Annotated in this window: 19 protein-coding genes; 9 read left to right on the forward strand and 10 right to left on the reverse strand. The window is 69.0% G+C overall.

Features of this window, described 5'->3' with window-relative positions:
* Positions 1-10: 10 nt before the first annotated feature.
* From AB0N89_RS08870 to AB0N89_RS08890, 5 genes are all read right to left on the reverse strand, one after another.
* Positions 11-4,087: a LamG domain-containing protein gene (locus AB0N89_RS08870; protein WP_364201917.1), complete on the reverse strand. Its 4,077-nt coding sequence runs from the start codon at positions 4,085-4,087 to the stop codon at positions 11-13.
* Positions 4,088-4,349: 262 nt separating this feature from the next.
* A complete protein-coding gene (locus tag AB0N89_RS08875) occupies positions 4,350-4,751 on the reverse strand; it encodes an immunity 7 family protein (protein ID WP_364201920.1) in 402 nt (133 codons plus the stop codon).
* A 38-nt stretch (positions 4,752-4,789) separates the two neighbouring features.
* Positions 4,790-5,329 (reverse strand): DUF2716 domain-containing protein, encoded by a 540-nt coding sequence (locus AB0N89_RS08880; protein WP_093931963.1) that lies wholly within the window; start codon positions 5,327-5,329, stop codon positions 4,790-4,792.
* Positions 5,330-5,516: 187 nt separating this feature from the next.
* Entirely contained in the window at positions 5,517-6,125 is a 609-nt protein-coding gene (locus tag AB0N89_RS08885; RefSeq protein ID WP_364201923.1) for a hypothetical protein, read from the reverse strand.
* 75 nt (positions 6,126-6,200) lie between these two features.
* A complete protein-coding gene (locus tag AB0N89_RS08890) occupies positions 6,201-6,707 on the reverse strand; it encodes a hypothetical protein (protein WP_364201926.1) in 507 nt (168 codons plus the stop codon).
* Between the two features lie 183 nt (positions 6,708-6,890).
* On the opposite strand from AB0N89_RS08890, the gene AB0N89_RS08895 reads away from it, so the two are divergent.
* From AB0N89_RS08895 to AB0N89_RS08920, 6 genes are all read left to right on the forward strand, one after another.
* Complete coding sequence (locus AB0N89_RS08895) at positions 6,891-8,033, forward strand: hypothetical protein (RefSeq protein ID WP_364201929.1); 1,143 nt, start codon at positions 6,891-6,893, stop codon at positions 8,031-8,033.
* 142 nt (positions 8,034-8,175) lie between these two features.
* Positions 8,176-9,507: a flagellar basal body-associated protein FliL gene (locus tag AB0N89_RS08900; protein WP_364201932.1), complete on the forward strand. Its 1,332-nt coding sequence runs from the start codon at positions 8,176-8,178 to the stop codon at positions 9,505-9,507.
* Between the two features lie 3 nt (positions 9,508-9,510).
* Complete coding sequence (locus AB0N89_RS08905; protein WP_364201935.1) at positions 9,511-10,854, forward strand: methyltransferase; 1,344 nt, start codon at positions 9,511-9,513, stop codon at positions 10,852-10,854.
* Positions 10,851-12,752 (forward strand): glycosyltransferase family 4 protein, encoded by a 1,902-nt coding sequence (locus AB0N89_RS08910; RefSeq protein WP_364201938.1) that lies wholly within the window; start codon positions 10,851-10,853, stop codon positions 12,750-12,752. The genes AB0N89_RS08905 and AB0N89_RS08910 overlap by 4 nt, the downstream gene beginning before the upstream one ends.
* Positions 12,745-13,284, forward strand: a complete 540-nt coding sequence (locus AB0N89_RS08915; RefSeq protein WP_364201941.1) for a hypothetical protein — start codon at positions 12,745-12,747, stop codon at positions 13,282-13,284. The genes AB0N89_RS08910 and AB0N89_RS08915 overlap by 8 nt, the downstream gene beginning before the upstream one ends.
* The gene (locus AB0N89_RS08920; protein WP_364201944.1) at positions 13,281-15,050 is read left to right on the forward strand and encodes a glycosyltransferase; all 1,770 of its coding nucleotides are present in this window, start codon (positions 13,281-13,283) and stop codon (positions 15,048-15,050) included. The genes AB0N89_RS08915 and AB0N89_RS08920 overlap by 4 nt, the downstream gene beginning before the upstream one ends.
* Before the next feature lie 344 nt (positions 15,051-15,394).
* Here the strand turns inward: AB0N89_RS08920 and AB0N89_RS08925 are convergent, their stop codons facing one another.
* From AB0N89_RS08925 to AB0N89_RS08945, 5 genes are all read right to left on the reverse strand, one after another.
* The gene (locus AB0N89_RS08925) at positions 15,395-16,123 is read right to left on the reverse strand and encodes a Crp/Fnr family transcriptional regulator (protein ID WP_364201947.1); all 729 of its coding nucleotides are present in this window, start codon (positions 16,121-16,123) and stop codon (positions 15,395-15,397) included.
* 566 nt (positions 16,124-16,689) lie between these two features.
* Entirely contained in the window at positions 16,690-17,358 is a 669-nt protein-coding gene (locus tag AB0N89_RS08930) for a response regulator transcription factor (RefSeq protein WP_364201950.1), read from the reverse strand.
* Positions 17,355-18,479: a sensor histidine kinase gene (locus tag AB0N89_RS08935; protein ID WP_364201952.1), complete on the reverse strand. Its 1,125-nt coding sequence runs from the start codon at positions 18,477-18,479 to the stop codon at positions 17,355-17,357. The genes AB0N89_RS08930 and AB0N89_RS08935 overlap by 4 nt, the downstream gene beginning before the upstream one ends.
* A 58-nt stretch (positions 18,480-18,537) precedes the next feature.
* On the reverse strand, positions 18,538-19,386 hold the full coding sequence (locus tag AB0N89_RS08940) for a hypothetical protein (protein ID WP_364201955.1): 849 nt from the start codon (positions 19,384-19,386) through the stop codon (positions 18,538-18,540).
* A 63-nt stretch (positions 19,387-19,449) separates the two neighbouring features.
* Positions 19,450-20,283, reverse strand: coding sequence for a helix-turn-helix transcriptional regulator (locus tag AB0N89_RS08945; RefSeq protein ID WP_364201958.1), 834 nt, complete (start codon positions 20,281-20,283; stop codon positions 19,450-19,452).
* 108 nt (positions 20,284-20,391) lie between these two features.
* Here AB0N89_RS08945 and AB0N89_RS08950 point away from each other — a divergent pair, with 108 nt between their 5' ends.
* From AB0N89_RS08950 to AB0N89_RS08960, 3 genes are read left to right on the forward strand one after another with little or no spacing between them, the layout of a single operon-like run.
* Positions 20,392-21,822, forward strand: coding sequence for an MFS transporter (locus AB0N89_RS08950; RefSeq protein WP_364201961.1), 1,431 nt, complete (start codon positions 20,392-20,394; stop codon positions 21,820-21,822).
* A 53-nt stretch (positions 21,823-21,875) separates the two neighbouring features.
* A complete protein-coding gene (locus tag AB0N89_RS08955; protein WP_364201963.1) occupies positions 21,876-22,394 on the forward strand; it encodes a sigma-70 family RNA polymerase sigma factor in 519 nt (172 codons plus the stop codon).
* Positions 22,387-23,262 (forward strand): VOC family protein, encoded by an 876-nt coding sequence (locus AB0N89_RS08960; protein WP_364201966.1) that lies wholly within the window; start codon positions 22,387-22,389, stop codon positions 23,260-23,262. The genes AB0N89_RS08955 and AB0N89_RS08960 overlap by 8 nt, the downstream gene beginning before the upstream one ends.
* The last annotated feature ends 123 nt before the right edge of the window (positions 23,263-23,385 follow it).

Raw genomic sequence — 23,385 nt, forward strand, 5'->3', positions numbered from 1 at the left:
AGAGGAAGAATCAGGGGTGGTCGAGGATCATGTCCGCGGCGACACGTTGCGCGTCCAGCACACCGGAGTAGACACGCACTCCACGGACATCGCCGTACCAGTAGTCGGACTTGTTGCCACTCCATGCACCCCTGCCGATGAGCAGGCCTTCGAGCGGACTGGCCCCGTTCCATCCGGTCACGTTGGTCAGACAGACCGGCGAGTACTGCATCTCATCCGTCGACGCGTACAAGCACGAGGTACCGGTCGTCGCGTCGTACGTGCCGGTCAAGTGAGTCCACACACCGTCGGACGCGTTGCTGTCGGAAACCGCAAACCACGCGAACGGATTCGTCGAAGTTGCGGTCGACGAACCCATCATCCAGCTCCACCGGCCTTGCCACTTGCCCGCTTGGTCCTTGATTCCTCGATACCCGAGCATGAAAGGCGGGAACTGCGGGGAATCCACTCCGACCGCGGCCCTGCCCACCTCGTCGATGCCTGCCGTGTTGGCGGGGTTCGCCTGTTTGGCCGCGGCGACGTCCTCGGCGGTCCAGCGATGCCTCACCCACGCCTCGACGGTGAAGCTGCGATCGCCGCGGAAACTCTCCGGACGCTGCGCCGCGATCTGCCCGGTCCCGGACTTGTCGAACTTCGCGACGTTGACGCCGTTGTCGTCGACCATGGCAGCACCGCCCGAGACGGTCCCGGCGGCGCCGGTCACGCCGTCGGCGGTAGTGCCGTCGAGCTGGTAGTTCGCCCGGAGCACAGCGGTGTTGGCGAGGCCGGCGGCCTCAGCGGCGGGCAAAGCCCGGTCCCAGACCTGCACTTGGTCGATGCTGCCCTTGAAGAAGGTCGACGGCTGGCTGTTCCACCGCACCTGACCGACCGCGAAGCCGCCTGTCGCGGTCCAGGCGGTCCCTGCGGGAATGGCCGTCTGCCCTTCGAGGACACCGTTCACGTAAATCAGCGCTTTGGCGGTGGACGCGTCGTAAACCCCGGTCAGCTGCGTCCAGACGCCGACTTGTGGGGAGCTGGTGGAAATCGCCCACCGGTACCCGTCTCCATCGATGTCCGCGGACGGAAGCCCCATGATCCACCGGTTGGCGTCTTTGGAGTAGCGCAGCTGGAAGCCGCTCGAACGGACGCCGTCTTGCCCGGCCACGGCGTAATAGCCGTTGGTGTCGGCCAGTTTCACCCACGCCGAAACGGTGAAGCTTTGCGCGGTGTCGACCACCGGCGTTTTCGTTTGGCCGTAACCGCTTCCGTTGCTCACGAAAGCCTGTCCCGACGACTGTCCGACCTTGCTCTCCGTCGCGGATTGCCCGGCGGAGTCGCTGTAGCCGGTCGCGAACCCCGAGCCGGGCGCGAAGGTGAGCACACCGTCGTTTCCGGTCGCGTCCACCGTGTTGCTCTCGAACGCGTACTCGCGGGTGGCCGACAGACCGGTCGGCACACCGTTGTTCCCGTGCAGTGAAACGACTTCCGCCGCGGTCAGCGCGCGGTCGAAGAGCACGGCCTCGTCGAGTTTCCCGGAGTACAGGTCGGTACGGACACCGCCGGATTTCCCACCGCCGACGACCAACGGTCCCGCGCCGCCTGAGCCGGTGGCACTGACCGTGGCCTGCGCTTGCCCGTTGACGTAGAGCGTCGCCGTTTTCGCGGTGGCGTTGTAAACACCCGTGAGATGTGTCCACGCACCCTCGGTCGGAGCGGCAGTGGAGAAGGCGGAACTCTGCGTCGGGTTGGCTTGAGCCGAATCGGCGATACTGAAGGCCCACTTACCGGATTCGTGGTACTGCAAGGCGAAACCGCTGCTCTGGCTGCCGTCCTGGGACAGCACGACCCGCCTGCTGTTCAGACTGGTCGGGTTCACCCAAGCGGAAGCCGAGAAGGACTTCGTCGTGTCCACCACCCGCGCACCAGTCGCGAAGTAGTCGCCAGGCTGGCCCGACAGTGCCGCGCCTTCACCGATCTTGCCGTCCGTGAATGCTCCCCGGCCTTCACCGACGTAACGCAGACCGGTCGCCTGCGACTTGCCATCACCCTCGAACTGCCAAGACGCGAGGGGAGCGGTCACGTCACGAACGCTGAAGTTGTAGTCGACCCTGGTCGACGGTGTCTTCGCCCGGTTGCACGACCAGACGCTCAGGACGTGCGTCCCCTTCGTCTGCGGGGCGATGGCGGCGGTCGCGGGGCCGCTGTACGCGGCAGGTTTCACGGTTCCGGGCTCGGTCCCGTCGCAGGTGGGCGGCGCGGTGTTGTCGAGCTTCCACACGTAGCTTCCGACCGAGGTCGGAGTGTTGGCCACCGTGAAGGTGAAGTCACCCGCCCTGCCTGGGCCGCCTCCGAAGCTGCCACTCGGGTACGTCTGGGATGACACCGACGGCGCCGCGGGAGCGGACAGCTGGACTTCGACTTCGCAGGCGCCCGCCCAACTGGTTTCCCGGCCATCGGTGACGTGCGCGTCGAAGGAGTAGATCCCGTCCGCGGGCATCGAGTCCTTGAACAAAGTCGCCTGAGCGTTGCGATTGGCGACGTTCGAGTCACTCAAGACGTTGTCGACAAATGCCTCACGCTTGTCCCAGGCGTAGTTCCCGGTACTCACCCAGCCCTTGTAGACGCGGAAACCCGTCCAGAGCATCCCGCCGTCCGGATCTTGGACGTTCGCCTTGACCACGTAACCGGTGCTGGTGCGACCGAGTACCGGACGGACCCATGGCTGACCCGGGGCGGGCAGGCCGCAGGGATACGTCGAAGTCCCGTTGACGATGGCGAGATTGGCCGGCGAGTTCGGGCGTGAGTTGTAGGTGATCGAGAACCCGACCTGAGGGGAATACCGCTTCCAGGTCCTCTGGTCGTTCTCGTTGGGCGAGAGGATGCCGAAGGTGAAGGTCGCCCCGCCGCCGTCCACCAAGTACTTGACGGCGTCCAAGACGTCGAAACCGACGTTGGTCGGACAGCCGCTCACGCTTCCGAGCCAGCGGCCCACTGCCGGACCGCTCCCGAACTTAAGCCCTGGGCCGATCGGATTGGTCAGCACCACGTTGTTGTAGCTGCCGCAATCGTTCGGGTTGGTCACCGCCAGGTTGAGCTGCGCGGAGTAGATCAGCTTCCCGGCCAGGCCCCCGAGGTTCATTTCCACGAAGGAGCGCGCGGTGACGAGGTTCCCCGAGCAGCTCGAGTTGGTGTCGTGGACGTACCCGGCCTTGAGCTGGTCGCCCGAGTCCCAAGTCGCCTCGCCCGGCGTCTTCGAAGCACCACAGGCGTGCTGGACCAGGTAGTGGTTTCGACCGCAGTTGGAGCAGTAGTTCGTTTGCCAGGTCGGGTCGACGTAAACCGGATAGGCGGCGTTCGCCAGCAGGTCGGCGTCGGGTGTGAGGAGCAGCGACTTGCCCGAGATCTCGGTCGCGACGTTCGCCTGGCGACCGCCGGTCCCGGGACCGCGGACGAAATCCGTCGCGCCGGGTTCGACTCCCGACGAGTCCCACATCAAGGGCGCCTGGGCCAGGAAGACATCGGCTCCCTTGGTGTCCTTGACCCGGAGAGCGCCGTCGCCGTCCTTGGTGAGCTTGCCGTTCTTCACCGGCAGGCCCAGCTTGATCTTCGCGATGGCCGGGTTCTTCGCCGCCTCCGGCGTCTTGATCACGACGACCTCGTGCACCTTGTCCACGTCGACCTGGACCTTGAGGTCGACACCGGGGAGCACGTCGGAATAGGTGGCGGTGGCACCCGAAACGACCGGCTGGGGAAGTGCCCCCGGCCAATCGAGCCCCACCGAGGTGCCCTTGGCGCTCAGTTGGAGCAGAGGTGCGACTCCCGTGGTCTGGACATCTGCCCGCCGACCTGCGGAGAGCGAAATATCCGCCATCGCGGCCTTCGGTGAAAGCCCGCCGTTCTGCCCAGGACTCAAGGTGGAGTCCGCGGGGACCCAGCCACCCTCACGGGAGACCCGGACCGGGCGGGTGGTCCGCGTCAGCGTCATCGAGCCGTCCGGGTTCGCGAAGGTTTCCGAACGCTCGGAGGTCAGGTCGTCGACCCGGACCTTCTTCTGGCCCTGCTTGGCGAATTTCGTCGCGGCCGCGGTATCGGGCGCGGAATTCGGCACCGCCGACGGTACCGGGGAAGCGGCTTCCCCCGGAGATGCGAAAGCCGTGGCCGGGATTACCCCGAAAGCCACGGCCAACACGACGCTGACGACACCGAGACGCGATCTCAGGCACGACGATCTCACGGCGAATCCCCCTCGTTCCGCGGGGATGTGCCACCCGCGCCCAGGTGAACTCTGTCCTATTCGGACGGGCGGGGAAAGCAGCCGAACAGCCTAATTCGATCATCCACGAAAACCGCAGGCAGACGGCTCGGAACTCTCAGATCTCGTAGCCGTCCAGCACGGTCGGCGCGACCGGCGACAGGTGCTCGTCGGCGCGTTCGGTGACCAGGCCGCGGGCCATCCGGTACACCTTGAACTCGTTGTCGTGCTCGGGGTCCTGGTCGTCCCAGACGTGCAGGAGCCCGTAGGAGCCGGGCGCGAGGTCGCCGACGCGGGTGAAGAGGTCCACCAGCTCGGGCGCGATCGCCGTGCCGTGCTTGTCCATGCCGCCCAGGTGCAGCACCGGCACTCCGGCGGCCCAGCGCAGGTCCACCAGGTCGCCGTCGTCGAAGTCGCGGACGGCACGGTGCACCCGCTCGACGATGCGCTCGAGAAGCGCCGCGTCGTCGTCGCCGGAAGGGCTCGCTTGGATGGTCACCCACCCGTGGTATTCGAACACCAGCCTCAGTTTAGGCAGGTCCGCCAGCCGGACGGCGGTCAGCCCGCCATCGCGGCCGGTGTCCCGTCGCGGCGCAAGGCGTTCTTGAAGACCCGCTCACCGTGCTTCTCGAAGGCCGGCACGAGCTTCTCGCCGTAGACGCACAAAGTCCGTTCCCAGGGGTGCCCGAGCGTGCCGAAGCGGAAGTCGTTCGCCAGGAACATGTGATAGTCCGTGCGCGGGAACACCGGCACCGGCCACGGGTCGAGCGCGGCGTGCCGATGCGGGTAGAAGCGGTACGACTGGTGCTGCCAGTGCAGCACCCAGACCCACTCGTCCTCGGCGACGCAGTCCTTCAGCGCCGAGAGCGCGACACGGGCGACGTCGTTCTGCTCGACGGCGTACGGACCGAGGCGGAACTCGGCCGACGCGCGGTCGAGGCCGCCGGGCGCGAGATCCCAAGCGACGGACGGGGCGGGTTCCCGGAAACCGGGCCAAGCGTGCGCGTAGGTACTCGGCCAGAACGCGAGCTTGTCGTAGACCCAGTACCAAGCGGGCTCATCTGCGACCCTGGAGATGGCTTCCCAAGCGTTGTTCACGAGCGACCCTCGGTGGTTCGACCGATCAAGACTGGGAAAGCTTCGTGTTCAGGGCCCGAGTTGTCCAGCTCGCGGGCACAGTCCGCGAAACTGTCACCTGATCAGGTGTCTTGCGCCGCCGTCGGAACCGTGGGAATGACGGTGCGTGAACGGCGAGCCCACGGAACGCGGGCTCGCCGTCGTTCGATCATGCGGCCGCCTCCCAAAGGCTCATGAAGGCCGACGCCTCACTCCGCACCCACGGCTTCACCTTGTCGCGATCTCGCGGGGACAACGCGAACTCCTTCGACCGCCGGACGTCGATCACCAGCGCACGCCCGCCCGGCCGCAGGTCGTCCATCGTCTGTTCAAGCAGCCACAGCACCATCTGCGCCGCGTCCCGGCTCAGCGGCTCCTCCTTGAAGTAGAGCCAGGTCGCGTAGACGGGGCCGTCGCCCTTGCGCAGGCCGAGGTGCGGGTTGATGCCCACTTCGAGCGCGCCGAGCCGCCACCGCGACCGGCCGACCTCGGCGAGCCGCAGATCGCGCCGCCCCACGTAGCGCAGCCAGCCGTTGGCGATCTCGGTGTAGTGCGGCCGCGTGCGCTCGTCCGCGTTCTCGACCAGCGCCCGCATCACCTCACGATCCCGCCCGGAGATCCGCCCGGCACGGATCGCGTTCGCGGCGCGGAGATAGAAGTTGAACCCGCCCCGGGCCGGGTCCTCGTACTGACGCCGCCACCGCCGGACGAACGAGGAACGCGAGGGACCCGAGCTCGTGCTGTACCCCACGAACGTGGGCAGGGTGATGTAGGCCATCCGTGTCTGCCTTTCGCCGCTGTTCCTGCTGTACAACGACCATTTTAGAACACATGTACGACAGAAAACGGGGCTTTACGGGTGACGTCGGGAAGGAGGCCAAGGTCCTTCGAGCAGCACTACCGACTCTTCGAGGATCGGCACTTCGCAGACGTCCCTCGGGGTGAGGTCGGTCGGGATCCAGCTGTCGAGCATCGCCGACCAGCGCGTGATCCCGCGCAGCGCCAGTGGCGACCCGAGCAGCTCGCCGACCTCGCTGACCAGCGCGCCACCGGCCGCGGGCGAGAGGCGGCCTTCGACCATCGCGGTGAGCCAGCCGTGGACCAGCAGCCAGCGGGCGGCCGTCGGATCGGCGGGCAGTTCGAGCCCGAGTTCGTCGACGACCTGGTCGAAGGCCTTTTCGACGGCGTCTTCCGCGGAGGTCCCGAGCCCGGCCAAGAGGGCCAAGGACGGGATGTCGAGTCCGGCGACGATCGCGTCCAAACCGGCCTCGACCAGATGGGAGGAGCGGACGTCACGTCCGGCGAGCCTGCCGATGGCCAGCTCGCGCAGCGCCTCGCGGCACGCGTCGATTTCCGTCACCCGGCACTTCCCACGTCCGCCACGGTACCGGCGAACCGGCCCGCCGCGCCTGACCAGCCGGAAGACGGCCAGATCAGTGCTGGACCAGGTCGTGAGTGGACGCAAGAATGTGGAAAGACCACATCAACCACCCATAAGGGTGCATGCAACACTGGCTGCCCACACCCGGCGGCAGGGGGCTGAATGAGCTGGCAAGACGAGCTTCGAGCGCTGGACGTCGAGCTGGCCGCGGGTCGCATCGGGCACGCCGAACACCGCCGGAAGCGCGACGAGCTCCTGGCGGAGGCCTCCGGCGGGACGATGCCGTCGCCGGTCCCCTCGCCGCTGCGGCGCCCGGGCGGGGAGTGGCACAGCGCCAATCCCGCCGCGCGGCCGGCCGTCACGGTCCAGCAGCCGCAGCAGACCCAGCCGATGCAGTACCACCAGCAAGCCCCGCCGCCGGTGACCGTCGAGCAGCCCAAGCCGCGTGAGGAGGAGAAGTCCGCCATCCCGCGGATCGAGGACCACAAGACCACCGCGCCCTCGCCCGCCGACATCAATCCGACGGTCTACCTGCGCGCCGAGCCGCCGCCGGTCAGGGAGAAGCCGTCGACCCGGCAGCTGAACAGCCCGCTCCCGTCGCTGACCCCCGAACCCGGCCCGCGACTCCACACGCCGTCCGGGGACTACGCGGTCGTCGGCAAACGCAAGCCGACCTGGCTGTTCATCGCCGCCGGTGTGCTGGTCGTGCTGGCGCTGATCATCGGCGGGACGCTGTGGCTGGGCTCGCCGTCCCCGAACGTCGCCGAGCAGCCTCCCTCGCAGAGCGTGGCCCTGCCGCCGGGCGGTCTCGCGCCGTCGGGCCAGCCCGACAGCGCCCAGACACCGATGGAAGACCGGCTGCCCGCGCTGCCGGGAACGCCGTCTAAGGACAACTCGACGATGTCGGTCGCGAAGGGTGTCGAGCTCAACCTCTACTCGAAGGCCGCGGCCGACTACCTCGTGTCGAAGAACGTCGCGTCCGTCACCTACAAGGGTTCGAACGAAGGTACGAACAGTTACCTCGTCCTGGTGATCCCGGCCAACGACGCGAAGGACGCGGCCGCGATCGTCAAGTACTTCCGGGAGAACTCCGTCAACGCCGGACTGCGCGAGCAGCGCGTCGGCGATCGACTCGCCCTGGTCGGCGCGAACAAGAACGGCCAGCTCAGCGGCACCGGTTACGTCTCGGGAACGACGGCCGTGAGCGCCTGGGTCTCGCAGCCGCTCGGCGGCGACCCGCAGGCGCTCGACACCCGTCTGGAGCAGACGCTGACCTCGTTGGACGCCGTTCTCCCGCCGAGCTGAGAAGCGCAGGTCGCGGGGAGATCACGATTCGACCCGCGAGGGCGTGACGACTCCGGGCAGTGCAGAATGTGCGAGGTCACCGCAGTGGTGGTATCGCGACGGCCGGGAGCGTTCTCCCGCCGGAAATCGGATAAGGGGGCCGGTGGTGTCCTGGCAGGAAGAGCTGCGCAATCTGGACGAAGAGCTCGCATCTGGACGGCTCTCCGCGGACGATTACCGGCTCCGCCGTGACCAGGTCCTGTCCTCGGCGGTCGCGTACGGCGACCCCGCCCAGCAGCAGGTCCAGCAGCCCGGTCAGCAGCCGCAGCAGCCTTTCCAGCAACAGCAGCCGCCGCCCGCTCAGCCTCAGCAGCAGGCGCCGCAGCAGACCGGTCAGCCCAACAGCGCCGACTCGACCCAGATCATCGCGCCGGTGAGCCTGCCGCAGAACGGCGAGGCCGAGCGCACCCAGGTCGTCCCGAACTGGCAGCAACAGCAGGCCGACCCGAACCGCACCCAGGTCGTGCCGCCGATGTCGTCGCCGCCGGGCGGTTTCCCGCAGCAGGGTCAGGCGTCCCCCGCCGGTGGCTTCCCCCAGCAGGGTCAGGCCTCGCCCGCGGGCGGCTTCCCACAGCAACAGCAGCAGGGTTACCAGCAGCAACAGCCGCAGCAGCAGGGCTGGACCGACACCGACGCCAGCCCGCCGTGGGGTGGTTCGGACTTCCCGCCGATCTCGCCGGTCGGCAGCACGGAGTGGGTCAAGCAGGGTCCCGAGCTGTTCGAAGACAAGCCCAAGGGCAAGGGCGGCAAGATCGCCGTCATCGCGATCGTGGCCGTCCTGGTGCTCGCCGGTCTGGGCGTCGGCGGTTACTTCGCCTTCTCCGGCGGCGGTGACACCCCGCCGGAGCCGACGGCCGCGCCGCAGTCGAACCAGCCGCCGGCTCCCCCGACGTCGTCGGCCAAGCCGAAGACGCCCGAAGAGCTGCTGTTCGAGAAGATCCCGGAGCAGTCCGGTGAAGAGGACTCGAAGAGCGGCGCGATCCCGGCTGCCCAGCTCGCCGAGATCGCGGGCCTGGAGAAGGGCGAGGCTGACCTCGTCATCGCCGCCGGAGTGAAGCAGGTCGCGTACCGGGGCTCGCAGAAGCAGCCGGACGAGACCGGGCCGCAGCCGGCGAAGATCTCGGTCACCGTCATCCCGCTGACCAGCCCCGGTGCCGCCGGTGACCTGGTCAAGCAGCTGCGCCAGTACCAGACGAGCAACGGCTTCGTGCAGATCACCGAACCGCTGCCGGGTATGCCGCCGAAGCTGAACTTCCAGAAGAAGATCGACGGCGACAAGGGCACCTACCGCGGCACCTGGCTCAGCGGCAACAACATCGTCCGGGTCGACATCCTGCAGAACCCGCTCGGCGGGGAAGACGGTGAGAAGGCGCTGAGCGGCACGTACCAGCGTGCGGTGAAGAAGACGCTGGAAAACTACGCCGTCACCGGCTGATCGATGACCGCCGCGAACGCCCGGCTGCTCACGACCCTGCTTTCCCTGGCCGAGGACACCGGTTCGCTCTCCGACGAACTGCACTTCGCCGGTCGGGACGACGCCGAGCGCGTGCCTCTCGACCACGGGGCCGCGAACGTCCTCCGGGCGCTCGTGCTTCCGAAGGCGGCGCGGGTCCTGGAGGTCGGCGCGGGGTTCGGCGGGCTGACGCGGTATCTGGGCGAGGTCTCGGCGACGGTGCACGCGGTCGAGGCCGATCCGGTCCGCGCAGCCGCGACGCGGTTCCGCACGCGTGACCTCGACACCGTGACAGTGCACGACAAGCTGGTCGCCGGAGCGTTCGACCTCGTCGTCGTCCAGCAGCCGTACGCCACGCGGAACCTGCTGGACTGGGTTCGCGAACAGCTGTCGCCGACAGGTGCTCTCGTGGTGCTGACGGCTTCTCGCGGTGTCACCGGGACGCTCGCTGCGGCGGGTCTCGAAGTACAGCGTGAGCTGCTCTGCTCCCCCGGTCACGAGGTCACCCGCGCGGTGCGCGGCGCCCAGATCGACACCGAACTGCCCCGGCTGTCCGCCGCGATCGCCGGTGGTCCCGCGAACGGCCTCGCCCTGCTCTGCGGTCCGGGCGCCGCCGCGCTCTGGCCCGCGTACCGGCTCGCGACCTACTTCAACACCGCCGAGCGCGCCGCGTTCGCCTGCACGCGTGCCGACGTCGTCCGCACCGGGGAGGGCGCCGAGGTCCGCCGCGTGCCCCTGTCCCCGTCGCCGCCGGTCGGCGGGATCTCGGTCGGACCGTGGGCGGACAAGGTGTACGACGCCCCGACGATGGTCGAGGTCCTGCTCGACGAGCCGGAGCGGGTCGCGGAACTGCTCGCCGGATGGCGGGATCTCGTCCGCGAGGAGGCCGCGCGCGGGGTCGAGGCGCTGTGGGATCTGGTGCCGCACAACGTCCTCGTCGACGGCGAGACGCTGCGTCCGATCGACCTCGAATGGCGGAACGCGGACACCGGCGTGTCCGAAGTGGTCGAACGCGGAGTGCTGGTGCTGGCCGACAAACTCGCCGACGCGGGCTGGTCCGCGGCCGCGGACGGCGACTCGATGCGCGACCTGGCCGGCTGGCTCGGCGTGCTGATCGGCCTCCATCCCTCCTTTGTGGACAGTGCGATGGAGCGTGAGGTCGTCTTTTCGACGATCGGTTCGTGCGGCACCGGACAAGGCACGGACGAGGTACGCGAGTCCATCGCCGGGATTTGGCGATCGCGCTTGGAGAGAACCGTCCACGGGTACCGTTCAACGAAGGTCGGCGCCGGGGTGGCGCCGGACGAAGACGAGGTAGCGAAGCGATGACGAGCCTGCACACCGCCGGCATCCTGACCCCGGACCGGCCGGTCGGGCACCTGTTCGAGCTCCGGGGCTGGACGACCGGGATCAGCCGGATCGACGAGATGTCCGTGACCATCGCGGACGTCGAGACGAACCTGTTCCCCGAGCCGTGCCCGGGCGCGCCCGAAGGCACCTTCGGCTGGCGCGCGGTCCCGGCCACCTGGGTCCCCGCGGGCACCCAGGACATCGTCGTCACCGGCCCGGACGAGCGCGTGCTGAACCAGGCGACCGTCCACGTCGGAACGCTGCCCGGCGAAGAACCGCTGTGGCTGGGCGAACTCGAAGCGCCGAAGCAGGGCAAGGTCACCGAAGGACACGTCGTCTACGTGACCGGCTGGGCGATGCTGCAGGGCCGCGCGCCGAGCCTGATCGAGGTCATGGTCGAGGGCGGCGGCACGGTCAGCGCGCGCACCCGCCTGCCGCGCAAGGACGTCCCCAAGGAATTCCCCGGGTTCGACGACGCCGCCGTGAGCGGTTTCGAGGCTTGGGTGCCCGTCGACCTCCCGTACGGCGAAGAGCGGACGCTGTCGCTTCGCGTCCGCTACCGCACCGAAGGCGTCGGCGAGGTCGTTTCGGCGAAGCGCACTTTCACGCTTCGCAACCCCGTCGCGGACTTGGACGACGCCGAACTCGCCGACGAGCTCGCCGGTGACACCGCCCGCGCGATGGCGCGCGTGAACATCCCGACCGATCCGAAGCACGTGCTGGTGTTCACGCACAGCCTCGGCGTCGGAGGCGGGCAGCTGTGGCTGCAGGAACTGCTGAGCCGGATGGTCACCGACCACGGCTGGCAGGTCAGCCTGGTCAGCGAGACCGACGGCCCGCTGCGCGCGGACTGCCACGAGCTCGGCATCCCCGTGCACGTCACGACCCACTACCGGAACCAGACGGTGCCTGCCTACGAAGGCCACGTCGCCGAGCTGGCGCGCTTCGCGAAGTGCTCCGGAGCGGGCGTCGCGCTCGTCAACACTCTCGGCGGCTTCGTCGGCGCGGACGCGGCGAAGCGGGCCGGGATGCCGACGGCGTGGGTCATCCACGAGAGCTTCTCGCTGCCCGCGTTCGCCTACCAGAACTGGGGCCCGGTGAAGCCGCCCGCCGCGGTGTGGAAACGCTGGGAGAGCACGCTCGGCGAGGTCGACAGGCTGCTGTTCGTCGCGGACGCGACGCGCGAGATGTTCCTCCCGTACAGCAAGCCGGAGCGCTGCCGGACGGTCCGCTACGGCACGCCGATGCACAAGTTCGGCGGCCGGACCCGGTCGGAGACCCGGCAGCAGGCGCGGAACATGCTCGGCTACTCGCCGGACGACATCGTGCTGGTCAACATCGGCATCGCGGAATCCCGCAAGGGGCAGGCGCCGCTGATCTCGGCGATGGAACGGATCCACAAGATCCATCCCGAGGCGAAGCTGTCGATCGTCGGCCTGCACCCGTCGCCGTACGGGCTGGCGATGGAGGAGTCCGTCGAGCGCGCCGGGCTGGAGGAGTCGGTCAGCCTGGTGCCGATCCAGCCGGATCCGCTGCGCTGGCTGCAGGCCGCGGACATCTTCGTGAACAGCTCGGACATCGAGTCGCTGCCGCGGTCGATCCTCGAAGCCGTCTGCTGCGGCGTGCCGGTCGCGGCGACCGACGTGTTCGGCGCGCGGGAGATGATCGTCGACGGCGAGACGGGCTGGCTGTTCGAGACCAACGACGTCGACGCCCTGACCGCGGCGTTGCTGCGCGCGCTGGGCACGTCGGCCCAGCGCCGCCGTGAGATGGCGAAAGCCGCGCACGAGAAGCTGCTGCCGTGGCTCGACCCGGCGGGCTACGCGCGCGAGTACTCCGAAATCCTGACCGAACTGAGTGGGGGCGTTCATGTCTGACACCGACATTCCCGGCCGTGTCCAGGCCGAGCTGACCCGGCTCCGGGCCGAGCGGCAGGTTTTCACCGCCGAGCAGGACCGGCTCAAGGCCAAGCTGGCCGACACCGAGCACGAGCTGCGTGAGGCCACCGCCGCCGCGCCGAACGAGGGCGAGTCCGCCGAGATGAACCAGAAGCTCGCTTCACAGCAAGAAGAGCTCGAAGTCGCGAAGGCGCGTCTGCAGGCGCTGGAGGCCGAGGTCCTGCTCGCCCAGCAGCAGCGTGACTCGCTGCGCGCGGAGCTGAAGACCTGCCGCGAGGAACGGGACAAGCTGCGGCTCGCGCTGCTCGACGCCGAACTCGTGGTGTCGGCGGGCGTCGTCGACGCGGACATCCTGCCCGGTGGCGAACCGTCGGCCGACCGCCAGCGGCTGCTCAACGCCGAACGGCTAGCCGCCGAGATGGCCAGGGAACTCGACGCCACGCGCCGCACCGTCAGCTGGCGGGTCACCGCGCCGCTGCGGGTCGTGCGGAAGAAGATGGACCGGCCGTGACCGAACTCTGCTTCGTCTCGGCCGAAGGCGGTTCCGCCTTCATGGAGGAACTCCTGGAGGTGGTCGCCGACGCCGTGCGCACGGCGGGCGGCAAGGCCAGGACCGCGATCGGCAAGTATCCCGAGGCCGGGAACGACACGGTGTACGTCGTCGTCCCCCACGAGTATTTCGTGACCGCCCCGGACGCCGAGTTCCCGACGGCCGAACAGTGCCGTCGCACCATCGGGTTCTGCGTGGAGCATCCCGGGACGGCGACCTTCGAGCGCAACGCCGAACTGCTCTCCATCCTGGGCGGCGCCGTCGACATCAACACCGATTCGACCGCCGAACTGCGGCGGCGCGGGATCGGCGTCGAGCATTTCCAGCTCGGCTACAGCCCGCTGTGGGATCTGTGGGGTGGCGACCTCGACAGTCCGCGCGACATCGACGTCACCTATCTCGGCACGGCCGAGCGGCGGCGTTCGGTCCTGCTCGGTTCGTACGCGCGGGAGCTGGCCGGGCTTCGGACGCGGCTGCTGACACCGCCGCACGAGCCGATGACCGCCGCCCGCGTCGACTTCCTGCCGGGCAAGGCGAAGTTCGAGCACCTCGCGCGGTCGCGGTTCCTGCTGAACCTGCACCGCGAGCAGAAGCAGACCCTGGAGTGGGTGCGCACGCTCGAAGCGATGACCAACGGCTGCGTGGTGGTCAGCGAGACGTCCGTCGACGTCGAACCGCTGGTCCCCGGCGAACATCTGGTCCTCGCGCGGCCGGAGGCGCTGGGTTCGGTCGCCGCCGCGCTGGCCGACGAGCCCGAACGCGAACGGCACCTGCGTTCGGCCGCCTACGGTTTCGTGAAGTCGCTGGACATGACGGCGTCCGCGCGGCGGTTGATCGACCTGGCGGCTTCGCTGGGTTCGACGCCGGCCGCGGACATCGCCCCGGCGCGGGCGCTGGCGACGAGCCTGCGGAACCCGGAAAACGCGATGGCCGTCGACACTCCGTCGTTCGACGCGCGGTTCGCGGGCGACCGGTCCGCCGCCGGCCCGGCTTCGGCGCGCGGGACGGCGCTGTCGGCGCGGATCGCGCAGCGCGCGGCAGGCGCGCGACGGGTCGCCACGCGACGCTGGGAGCCCGCGGCGGCTTCGGCGGTGGGGACGACCGACGTCGACGTGCTGATCGTGCGCCGGACCGGCGAGGTCGACCCGGACGAGCTCGCGAACGACCTGCTCACCGGCAGCGTCACCCCGCGGAAGGTGCTCGTCGGCGAAGACGGCGTGCACCCGTGGCCGCGTCCGCGCCCGTACGGCGTCCTCCTGCACGACACCCCGCTCGGCCGCGGGCTCACCCGGAACTCGCTGCTGGAACGTTCGACGGCGTCGTGGCTGCTGGTGCTCGACGGCGGGATGCGCGCTTCGGAATTCCTGCTCGAACGCCTGCTGGCCGCTTCCGAGGGGGCCGACGTCGTGCACTGCCCGGTCGCGGACCCGGTGGACGGCCTGGTCGGCGCGCTGCCGCCGGAGGAGCGGCGCCTGCGGACGCTGCCGTACCTGGGCAGCGGCTATCTCGTGCGGCGGTCGCTGGTCGACGAGTTCGGCGGATGGAACTCCGAGGTGCTGTTCGACGGCCTGGAGGATCACCTGTTCTGGCTGCGGGTGGCCTCGGCCGGGCGGCCGACGACGCTGGTGCAGCAGGTGCTGCTGCGGCGGCTGCGGCCGGATCCGGACTCGCGGCCGATGGACCTCGACCCGCATCGGGTGTGGGCGGCGGTCGGCAGCGCTCTGTAGCTCCTCGAGTGTCAGGAACGGCTCTTTCCTTGCGAAATTTGCCAGGAAAGAGCCGTTCCTGGCACTGGGGGTGGGCGTGGCGTTAGCCCGAAAGTGTGAGTTGGGCCGTGTCGGTGAACGACCTCCCCCGGTGATGCGCCTTAGGGGCAGAGCATCGAAGCGTCGTCGGACGAGGAGGAACAGCCATGGCCTGGGAAATCGCCCTGGTCGCCGCGCTGGCCGTCGTATTCGTCATACGGCTCGCACTTCAGCTGAAGCGCGGCTGACCCGGTTTTGCGCACCCCGCGGCGCAGTGAATGAGGAGAACGGGGCTTTCCTCGCTGATTTCGCGGGGAAAGCCCCGTTCACCCCATCGCGACTCGCCGCCCTATCCGCATCTGCGGAATCCGCCTCGGCCGGGCGGCTGGAGCCGGGGAAAGCGGAGCGCCGTCCTCTAGAAGGCGTTTCTTCACGTGGATCGTCTTGTAGCCGGTGGTCAAAAAGCCCTCGTTCTTCAGTTTCGCCATCTCGGCGTTGACCGAAGCGGCCGAAGCGCCGATCGCGGAGGCGAGATCCGCGTGGTTGAGCCCGACGTCGATGACGACGCCGCCTTCGCCCGGGACCCCGTAGAGCGTTTGCAGCCTGGCCAGGTACGCGGTCAGCCTGCTCCGGACCTTGGTCGTCGCGAACCCCAGCGCGCTGTTCCGCAGCCGCAGCCGGAAGCCCAGATCCACGGTGATCAGGGCCATCGCCTGCTTGTCTTCGTCGAGAAAGCCATGGAAGGCGTGCTGCGGGATCTCCAGTACGCGCACCGGTTTCGTGGCGACGTACGAGAGGTGACTCGGCCGCCTGACCAGGCAGTCTTCGACGCCGAGAAGGTCGCCGGCGCCGAGCAGGTCCACGATCATCGGCGACGTGCCGCCCGGGGCCGCGCGCAGCGCCTTCACGAATCCGGCGCGCAGGATCAGCACCGGTGGCGCCGGATCGCCCTGGTTGAGCAGGGTCGTGCCCGCCGCGTGGTCCACATGCCTGCCGAGGTCGAGCAGCCGCTGCCGCTGCCGTTCGGTGACCGCCGCCAGGAAATCCCCGCCCATCAGCGGGCCACCGGAAGCGGATCAGAAGTTTTCGCCCTCAATAGTGACTCCCAGTGAGAGAAGAAAGCGCGTCGATTTCTTGCCCGGCCGGGTGAGAATCACGCCAGGTAGGTGACATCGCCGCACGCTGTTCAGCCGGAGACTAGTGCTCAGAGGCGTCGCAAGAAAAGCAACACAACCTTCGCGCCCCCGGTCCGGGGAGCCGTTTCGCGACGGAAAGTGACCACCATTCCCCGCGGCGGCCGCGCGGAAAATCACGCACCGTGCACGAACACCGGAGGGGATTCAGTGCGCTACCCGTGGACTCATCAGGAATTCAGGGTTACCAGTACGGACGTCTGTTTTCGGATCGCCCGCCGGAATCCGGTGATCACTTCATCGGTTCCCAGGTGGAGAGGAAGATCAGACGGTGACGTGAGCCGCGTCGGACATCCGTTCACCCCGGCCTGGGACGTGCATCTGCACGTGCACTGGCTCGGATTAACGGAGTGTCAGCATTACGGCCCACCTGACGACTCCCCGTGACAGCCAGGATTTTTCCGCAATCTCAGCTTTTTGGGGGAACATCACGGTCGCCGGGGACTGACCAGGCCCGATTCGTAGGCCAGCACCACCAGCTGCGCCCGGTCACGCGCCCCGATCTTGGTCATGATGCGGCTGACGTGCGTGCGCGCGGTGGCCGTCGAGATCACCAGCTGCGCCGCGATCTCGTCGTTCGACATCCCGCCGGCGACCAGGCCGAGGACCTCGCGTTCGCGGTCGGTGATCTCGCGGACGGCGCTCACGTCGATGCGGCGGTTCTCCGGCCGGTCGACGAACTCCGCGATCAGCCGCCGGGTCACGGTCGGCGCCAGCAGCGCCTCGCCCGCGGCGACCACCCTCAGCGCCCGCAGCAGCTCCACCGGATCGGTGTCCTTCAGCAGGAACCCGCTCGCGCCGGCGCGCAACGCCTCGTAGACGTACTCGTCGACGTCGAAAGTGGTGAGGACCAGGACCTTCACCCCGGCCAGCTCCGGATCCGCGGTGATCCGCCGCGTCGCTTCGAGCCCGTCGACGCCGGGCATCCGGACGTCCATCACGACGATGTCCGGCTTGTGCTCGGCGGCGGCCGCGACGGCCTGCTCGCCGTCGCCCGCCTCGGCGCAGACCTCGAAGCCGTCTTCGGTCTCCAGCAGCACGCGGAAACCGGCGCGCACCAGCGCCTGGTCGTCGGCGAGAACCACCCGGATCGTCATTCTTCCCCCTTGATGGGCAGGTCCACGCGGACCTGGAAGCCGCCGTCCACCACGGACGCCGTGAACGCGCCGCCCAGCGCGGCCGCCCGTTCGGACATCCCGCGCAGGCCGTGGCCGGGTGCGGGTTCGACGGCGCCCCGGCCATCGTCGCGGACGAGCAGGGTCAGCGCACCGGTTTTCCGCTCGAACGTGACGTCGACGCCGCGGGCCTGGTGCGCGTGGCGGACCACGTTCGTCAGCGACTCCTGCAGGATCCGGTACGCGGCACCGTCGACCGGGGCGGGCAGCTCACCCGGCTCGCCGTCGACACGGACCTCCAGCCCGGCGGCCCGCGCGTGCTCGAACAGCTCGTCGGCCTGGGCGAGGCTCGGCGCAGGCGCCTTGTCCTCCCCGGAACGCAGCACGGCCAGCGTCGCGCGAAGATCCTTCAGCGCCGAAGCGCTCGCATCCTTGATGTTCAGCAGCGCCTCTTTCGCCTGCTCCGGGCGCCTGTCGGCGACGTGCGCCGCGACACCGGCCTGGACGTTGATCATCGCCAGGCTGTGCGCGACGACGTCGTGGACTTCGCGGGCGATGGTGAGGCGTTCCTGCTCGGCCATCCGGTGGCGATGCTCGTCGGCCTGCTCGCGGCGGGCGCGCGCGGCGGCCAGCCCGTTGCGCACCGCCGTCCCGATCCCGACGACCGCGATCACCCAGACGACCCCGAGCCCGGCACGGACGTCGAAGGTGCTGAACCCGTGCCGGACGAAGAGCACGACGCCGGCGGCCAGGAGCAGTGACCCGCCGGTGATGCTCGCGACGATCGGCCCGCGGATCTTCGTGAGCATGAACAGCGCGATGGTCGGCAGCACGATCGCGGGCCCGCCCGGGTTGCCCGACGCGTAGTACCCCAAGGTCAGCGCGGACGTGAGCAGGAAGATCGGCATCGGGTACCGGTGGACCATCAGCAACGGCAACGCGGTGACGACCAGCCAGAGGACGCCGAACGTGGTCAGCGGTGGGGTGTCCGGTTGCCAGCGGGAGGCGCCGCTCGTGGCCCCGAGGACGAACCCCAGCGGCAGCACCACGCGCAGCACGCGGCCCACCCAGGGGCTCCACGGATACCGTTCTTTCAGCAGCACAGGACGCAAGCTACCCGGGGTGGGGTCCTGCCGCGTCCGTTGAAAAGCGGCTTCCCGGCTACGCCGCGTGCGGTAGCCGTCGCAGGACCGACGTCATCATCAGGACCCCGCCGATCACCTGCACGGCCAGCACCGGGACGCGATCAGCGGATCCCATGGTGAACGCGCTGAACAGGCCCCACGCCCCCGAGCCCGCCATCGCCCCGGCGCCGGTCCACACCAGCACCAGCCGCGGCCAGAACCTTCCCCGGGAAACGGTCGCCAGTGCGATCGCGGCGAGCACGCCGAGCACCGCGATCACGACGTCCTGGCCTCGGGCGGACATGCCGCCGGAGCCGACCGCCCAGATCGTGTGACCGATGGCGGAAACGAGCGCGGCGGCGATGCCGAGGTTGCCCGCGACGCCGAGCGTTCCGGGGCGCACGGTGCCGGTGACGACGAACATCCAGCGGTCGCGGGCGTAGAGCACGAACGCGGTCAGCAGCAGGATTCCCTGCCAGGCGAATCCGCCGTAGACGACGGCCCAGACCCAGTTCTCCAGCGGCATCTCGGTCAGCTGCGGTTTCGCCAGGTCGGCGACGATCACCGGGAGGTTCAGCACGATCGGCGCGAGCAGCCCGGTGCCGATCCAGATCGGGAACAGCACGAGCGGCGCGGGGATCCGGCGGCCCCAGGAGTAGGTGAACGCCAGCGCGAGCACCACCGCGACGACGTCCATCCCGCCGGTGAGCAGGTTCGCGAAGAGCATCAGGTCTGAGTCCACAAAGGACGGATCGCGGAGGCCGAGGCTGCCGCCCGTGACCCAGGACGCCTTGAGGGTCAGGTACGGGAGGGTGCCCAGGATCGCGGCGTAGCAGACGACGAGGCGGGAACTGGAGATCTTGGGAGTGGCTATGGCTGCTGTCATGCTCTCAGCGTCGGCTTTCACCCGGCGGAAGAACTCCCTCGTGAGCCTGGTCCGCCTCCCCCGTCAGAAGGAGCTGGGCAGTTTCTCCGCGGTTTCGTCGTCCGCCGGGGTGAGCGTGGCGAGCGAGATCTCGGAACGCCGTCCGAGGTACAGGTAGGAGAACTCGAACCGCAGCAGGCCGACGTCCGGGTGCAGGTACCGCTTGAGCACGATCCGCTCGCCGGAGACGTCGTGTTCCTTCCACATCCGCTCGAAGACGTCGGACTCCTGGCGCAGCCGTTTGACCAGGTTCTTCCACGCCGGTTCGGCGAGGTGTTCGGCCATCGCCGCGCGGAATCCGGCGACCACGCGGGGCAGGTTGAGCTCCCAGTCCGGGAGCCTCCGCCGCCACTCGGGGTTGGTCAGGCACTGGATCAGGGTGTTGCGGTCCTCGAACGGGATCGCGTCGAGGTCGCCCATCAGCCAGTTGTAGGCCCGGTTGTAGGCGAGGATGTCGCACCGCGCGTTGCGCACGCAGACCGGGAAGGGCTCCAGCTTCGTCATCATCCGGTGGACGTTGTCGCTGAGGAGCTTGCAGTCCTTCTCGAGCGGCGGTTCGGGCGCGCCGGCGAGGGTGAACAGGTGCGTGTGCTCGTGCGGGTCGAGCCGCAGCGTGCGGGAGATCGCGTCCAGCACCTGCTCGGACGCGTTGATGTCGCGGCCCTGTTCGAGCCACGTGTACCAGGTGACCCCGACCCCGGCCAGCTGCGCGACCTCCTCGCGGCGAAGCCCCGGCGTGCGGCGCCTGCCGCTGACCGGCAGGCCCACCTGGTCCGGGGTGATGCGTTCGCGGCGGCTGCGCAGGAAGGCGGCCAGTTCGTGCCGCCGCACGTCGGCCACTCGCGAATCGACGGTCATGGTCACCTCATCAGGTTCGCAAAGCTCGAAGCCGGTTACCAGGTAGTGCTGGTACCAGGATAACCACACTCCTGGTACCAGGGTGGGAATCGGTCGATCGTGGTATCCATGACTTCGACGCAAGTTCCGGCGACGCCTGCCCGCGTCGCCGCCGGACCGGCCCTGACCTCGGCGGGCCTGGTCACCGTGCTGCTGGGGGCGGCACTCCCCCTCATCGACTTCTTCATCGTCAACATCGCCCTGCCCGCGATCGGCTCCGATCTCCGCACGTCGTCGGCCACCTTGGAACTGGTGGTCGCGGCCTACGGGATCGCCTACGCCGTGCTGCTCGTCGTCGGCGGGCGGCTCGGCGACGCTTTCGGCCGCCGCAAGCTGTTCCTGATCGGGCTGACCGCGTTCACCTTCACCTCCCTGCTCTGCGGGATCGCGCCGACGGCGTTGACGCTGGTGCTGGCGCGGGCGACGCAGGGGGCGGCCGCCGCGCTGATGCTGCCGCAGGTGCTGTCGATCATCCAGGCGACCACGACCGGCGAACGCAGGTCCAAGGCGCTGGGTCTCTACGGCGCGACAGCGGGGCTTTCGATGGTGCTCGGCCAGTTCCTCGGCGGGGCGCTGGTCGCCGCCGATCTCTGGGGCACGGGCTGGCGGCCGATCTTCCTGGTCAACGTGCCCGTCGGGATCGCGGGCCTGGTGGTGGCCCGGAAGCTGATCCCGGAAAGCCGCTCGCGGAACCCGATCGGCATCGACCGTCCCGGCACGGTCTTCCTGGCGATCGCGCTGGTGTCGCTGCTGCTCCCGCTGGCGGAGGGCCCGGTGCTGGACTGGCCACTGTGGACGGTCGCGTTGCTCGTGGTGTTCCCGTTCGCCGCGGCCGGATTCGTCCGTGTGGAACGCCGGATGGAACGCGCGGGCGGGGTTCCGCTGCTGCCGCCTTCGGTGATGCGGATGCCGAGTGTGCGGCAGGGGCTGCTGGTCGGGGTGCCGTTCTTCATCGGGTTCAGCGCGTTCATGTTCGTGTTCGCGGTGACGTTGCAGGACGGCCTGCGCCTCGGCCCGTTGGATTCGGGTCTGGTGACGGCGCCGCTTTCGCTCGCGTTCTTCGGGATGTGCCTGGTCAGCAGCCGTCTGGTGACGCGGTTCGGGCAGCGGGTGGTGGCCGCGGGTCTCTCGATCCAGTTGCTCGGGCTGCTGGTGCTGATCGGCACCGTACTGCTGGAGTGGCCGGATCTGGGCGTGCTCGATTTCGCGCCGGGGATGCTGTTGTGCGGTCTCGGTCAGGGGCTCGCGATGACGACGGTGTTCCGGATCGTGTTGTCGAAGGTGCCGCCGGAGATCGCGGGGGTCGGCAGCGGGATGCTGACGACGTCGCAGCAGGCCGCGATGGCACTCGGAGTGGCGACGCTGGGGACGTTGTTCGCGTCCGCCGGCGCGGGCCCGCTCGGGATGAAGGGCGCGTTCGTGCTGGTCATCGGGATTCAGGCGGTGCTGACGGTCGGGGTGATCACGGTGGCGCGGCGGCTGCCGGATCCGCGGATCTGAGAAAGTTCGATTTCACCCGTCGGAGTTGTGGCTCCCCGAGCGACGATGGGGATGTGACGGAACCACGGGTGCATCGGGACCCGGCCTTCGCGCTGCTTTCGTTGTACGAGAAGGCGTTGCCGGAGGTCTACGGGTACCTGCTGTCCCGGTGCGGTGATCGCACCCTCGCCGAGGAGCTGACGTCCGAGACGTTCCTCGGTGCGGTGAGGGCCTGTCGCAAGGAGTTCGCACCTCCGGTGAGCACCGGGTGGCTGATCGGCGTCGCCCGGCACAAGCTCGCCGATCACTGGCGGCGCAAGGAACGTGAGGAACGCGGGCTGCGGCTCGTCCACGAGGAGGAGTACACCGATCCGTGGGACGAACGGCTGGACGCTCTCCTGGCGCGCGAGGTGCTCGCGTCGCTGGGGACGCATCACCAAGCCGCGTTGACGCTTCGCTATGTCGACGGACTTCCGGTCCCGGAGGTCGCCGCCCATCTGGACCGCACGGTGCACGCCACGGAGGCGTTGCTCGTGCGGGCCCGTGCCGCGTTCCGGCGTGCTTATCAGGAGAAGGAGGGTCGCGATGTCTGATCCATTCGACGCGCTTCGCGCGCCCTCGCAGGCTGTGGATCCTGACCCGCTCTTCGCCGCCGAACTGCGTGACAACCTGCGTCGCGCCGTCTTGAACGGAGCCTCCGCTATGCCATCCAGTGCCGAAGTGCGTTCTTTGACGCCGTATCTCGTGGTGACCGACGCCCGCGCCGCGCTCGACTTCTACGTCGAGGTGTTCGGGGCGCGGCGCCGTGCCGATCCGATCGTGATGGAGGACGGCCGGGTCGGGCACGCGGAACTGGCCATCGGGGACAGCGTGCTGATGCTCGCGGAAGAGTTCCCGGAGCTGGGAAATGTCGTGGCCCCCGCGGGTGGGCCGCTGATCCGGGTCGAGGTGGCGGACGCGCACGCGTCGGCGCTGCGGGCAGTGGAGCTGGGCGGGGAATTGGAACGTCCCGTCTCGGACACGGGGTACGGGCTGAGCGGGGCGATCAAGGACCCGTACGGCCAGCGGTGGCTCGTCGCGCAGGCGGCGCCTTCCGCTGCTCCGGAAGCAGCGCCGGTCCGGCACGGCGAAGCGGGCTACTTCACCTTCCAGGTCCCGGACGACGCGCGCGCGAAGGCGTTCTACGGGGCCGTTCTGGGCTGGCAGTTCTCGCCCGGGCGGGTCGAAGGCGGTTGGGGTGTCGAGGGTTCCGGTTTGCAGGGCGGGCTCTGGGGTGGCCCGGGGCGGCAGGTGGGCTGGAAGGTCATGTACGCCGTCGACGATCTCGCCGCCGCTCTCGACCGCGTCCGCGCGCAAGGCGGCCAGGCAGGCGAAACCGAACAGCAGCCCTACGGCCTGAGCGCCGACTGCGTGGACGACCAGGGCATCGAATTCTGGCTCTGGGAACAGCCTCGCTCTTGAGTCACTACCCCACCCCCCACCCGTCCCAGGGGGGCGACCCCGAAGCCAGTCTATCGCCGATGAGGGGTCGGGAGGGGAGCTGACGTGAGTTGTCCACAGACGGGGGTCATTGTGGACAACCAG

Origin of the sequence: Amycolatopsis sp. NPDC089917 (assembly GCF_040684635.1) — a bacterium.
Lineage (GTDB): Bacteria > Actinomycetota > Actinomycetes > Mycobacteriales > Pseudonocardiaceae > Amycolatopsis.

What these genes read in the sequence shown, in the direction of transcription:
- AB0N89_RS08885 (WP_364201923.1), bottom strand. Translation starts at nt 6,125, where the DNA reads ATGGCCTACATCACCCTGCCCACGTTCGTGGGGTACAGCACGAGCTCG.
- AB0N89_RS08895 (WP_364201929.1), top strand. Translation starts at nt 6,891, where the DNA reads ATGAGCTGGCAAGACGAGCTTCGAGCGCTGGACGTCGAGCTGGCCGCG.
- AB0N89_RS08905 (WP_364201935.1), top strand. Translation starts at nt 9,511, where the DNA reads ATGACCGCCGCGAACGCCCGGCTGCTCACGACCCTGCTTTCCCTGGCC.
- AB0N89_RS08910 (WP_364201938.1), top strand. Translation starts at nt 10,851, where the DNA reads ATGACGAGCCTGCACACCGCCGGCATCCTGACCCCGGACCGGCCGGTC.
- AB0N89_RS08915 (WP_364201941.1), top strand. Translation starts at nt 12,745, where the DNA reads ATGTCTGACACCGACATTCCCGGCCGTGTCCAGGCCGAGCTGACCCGG.
- AB0N89_RS08925 (WP_364201947.1), bottom strand. Translation starts at nt 16,123, where the DNA reads ATGGGCGGGGATTTCCTGGCGGCGGTCACCGAACGGCAGCGGCAGCGG.
- AB0N89_RS08930 (WP_364201950.1), bottom strand. Translation starts at nt 17,358, where the DNA reads ATGACGATCCGGGTGGTTCTCGCCGACGACCAGGCGCTGGTGCGCGCC.
- AB0N89_RS08940 (WP_364201955.1), bottom strand. Translation starts at nt 19,386, where the DNA reads ATGACAGCAGCCATAGCCACTCCCAAGATCTCCAGTTCCCGCCTCGTC.
- AB0N89_RS08945 (WP_364201958.1), bottom strand. Translation starts at nt 20,283, where the DNA reads ATGACCGTCGATTCGCGAGTGGCCGACGTGCGGCGGCACGAACTGGCC.
- AB0N89_RS08950 (WP_364201961.1), top strand. Translation starts at nt 20,392, where the DNA reads ATGACTTCGACGCAAGTTCCGGCGACGCCTGCCCGCGTCGCCGCCGGA.
- AB0N89_RS08960 (WP_364201966.1), top strand. Translation starts at nt 22,387, where the DNA reads ATGTCTGATCCATTCGACGCGCTTCGCGCGCCCTCGCAGGCTGTGGAT.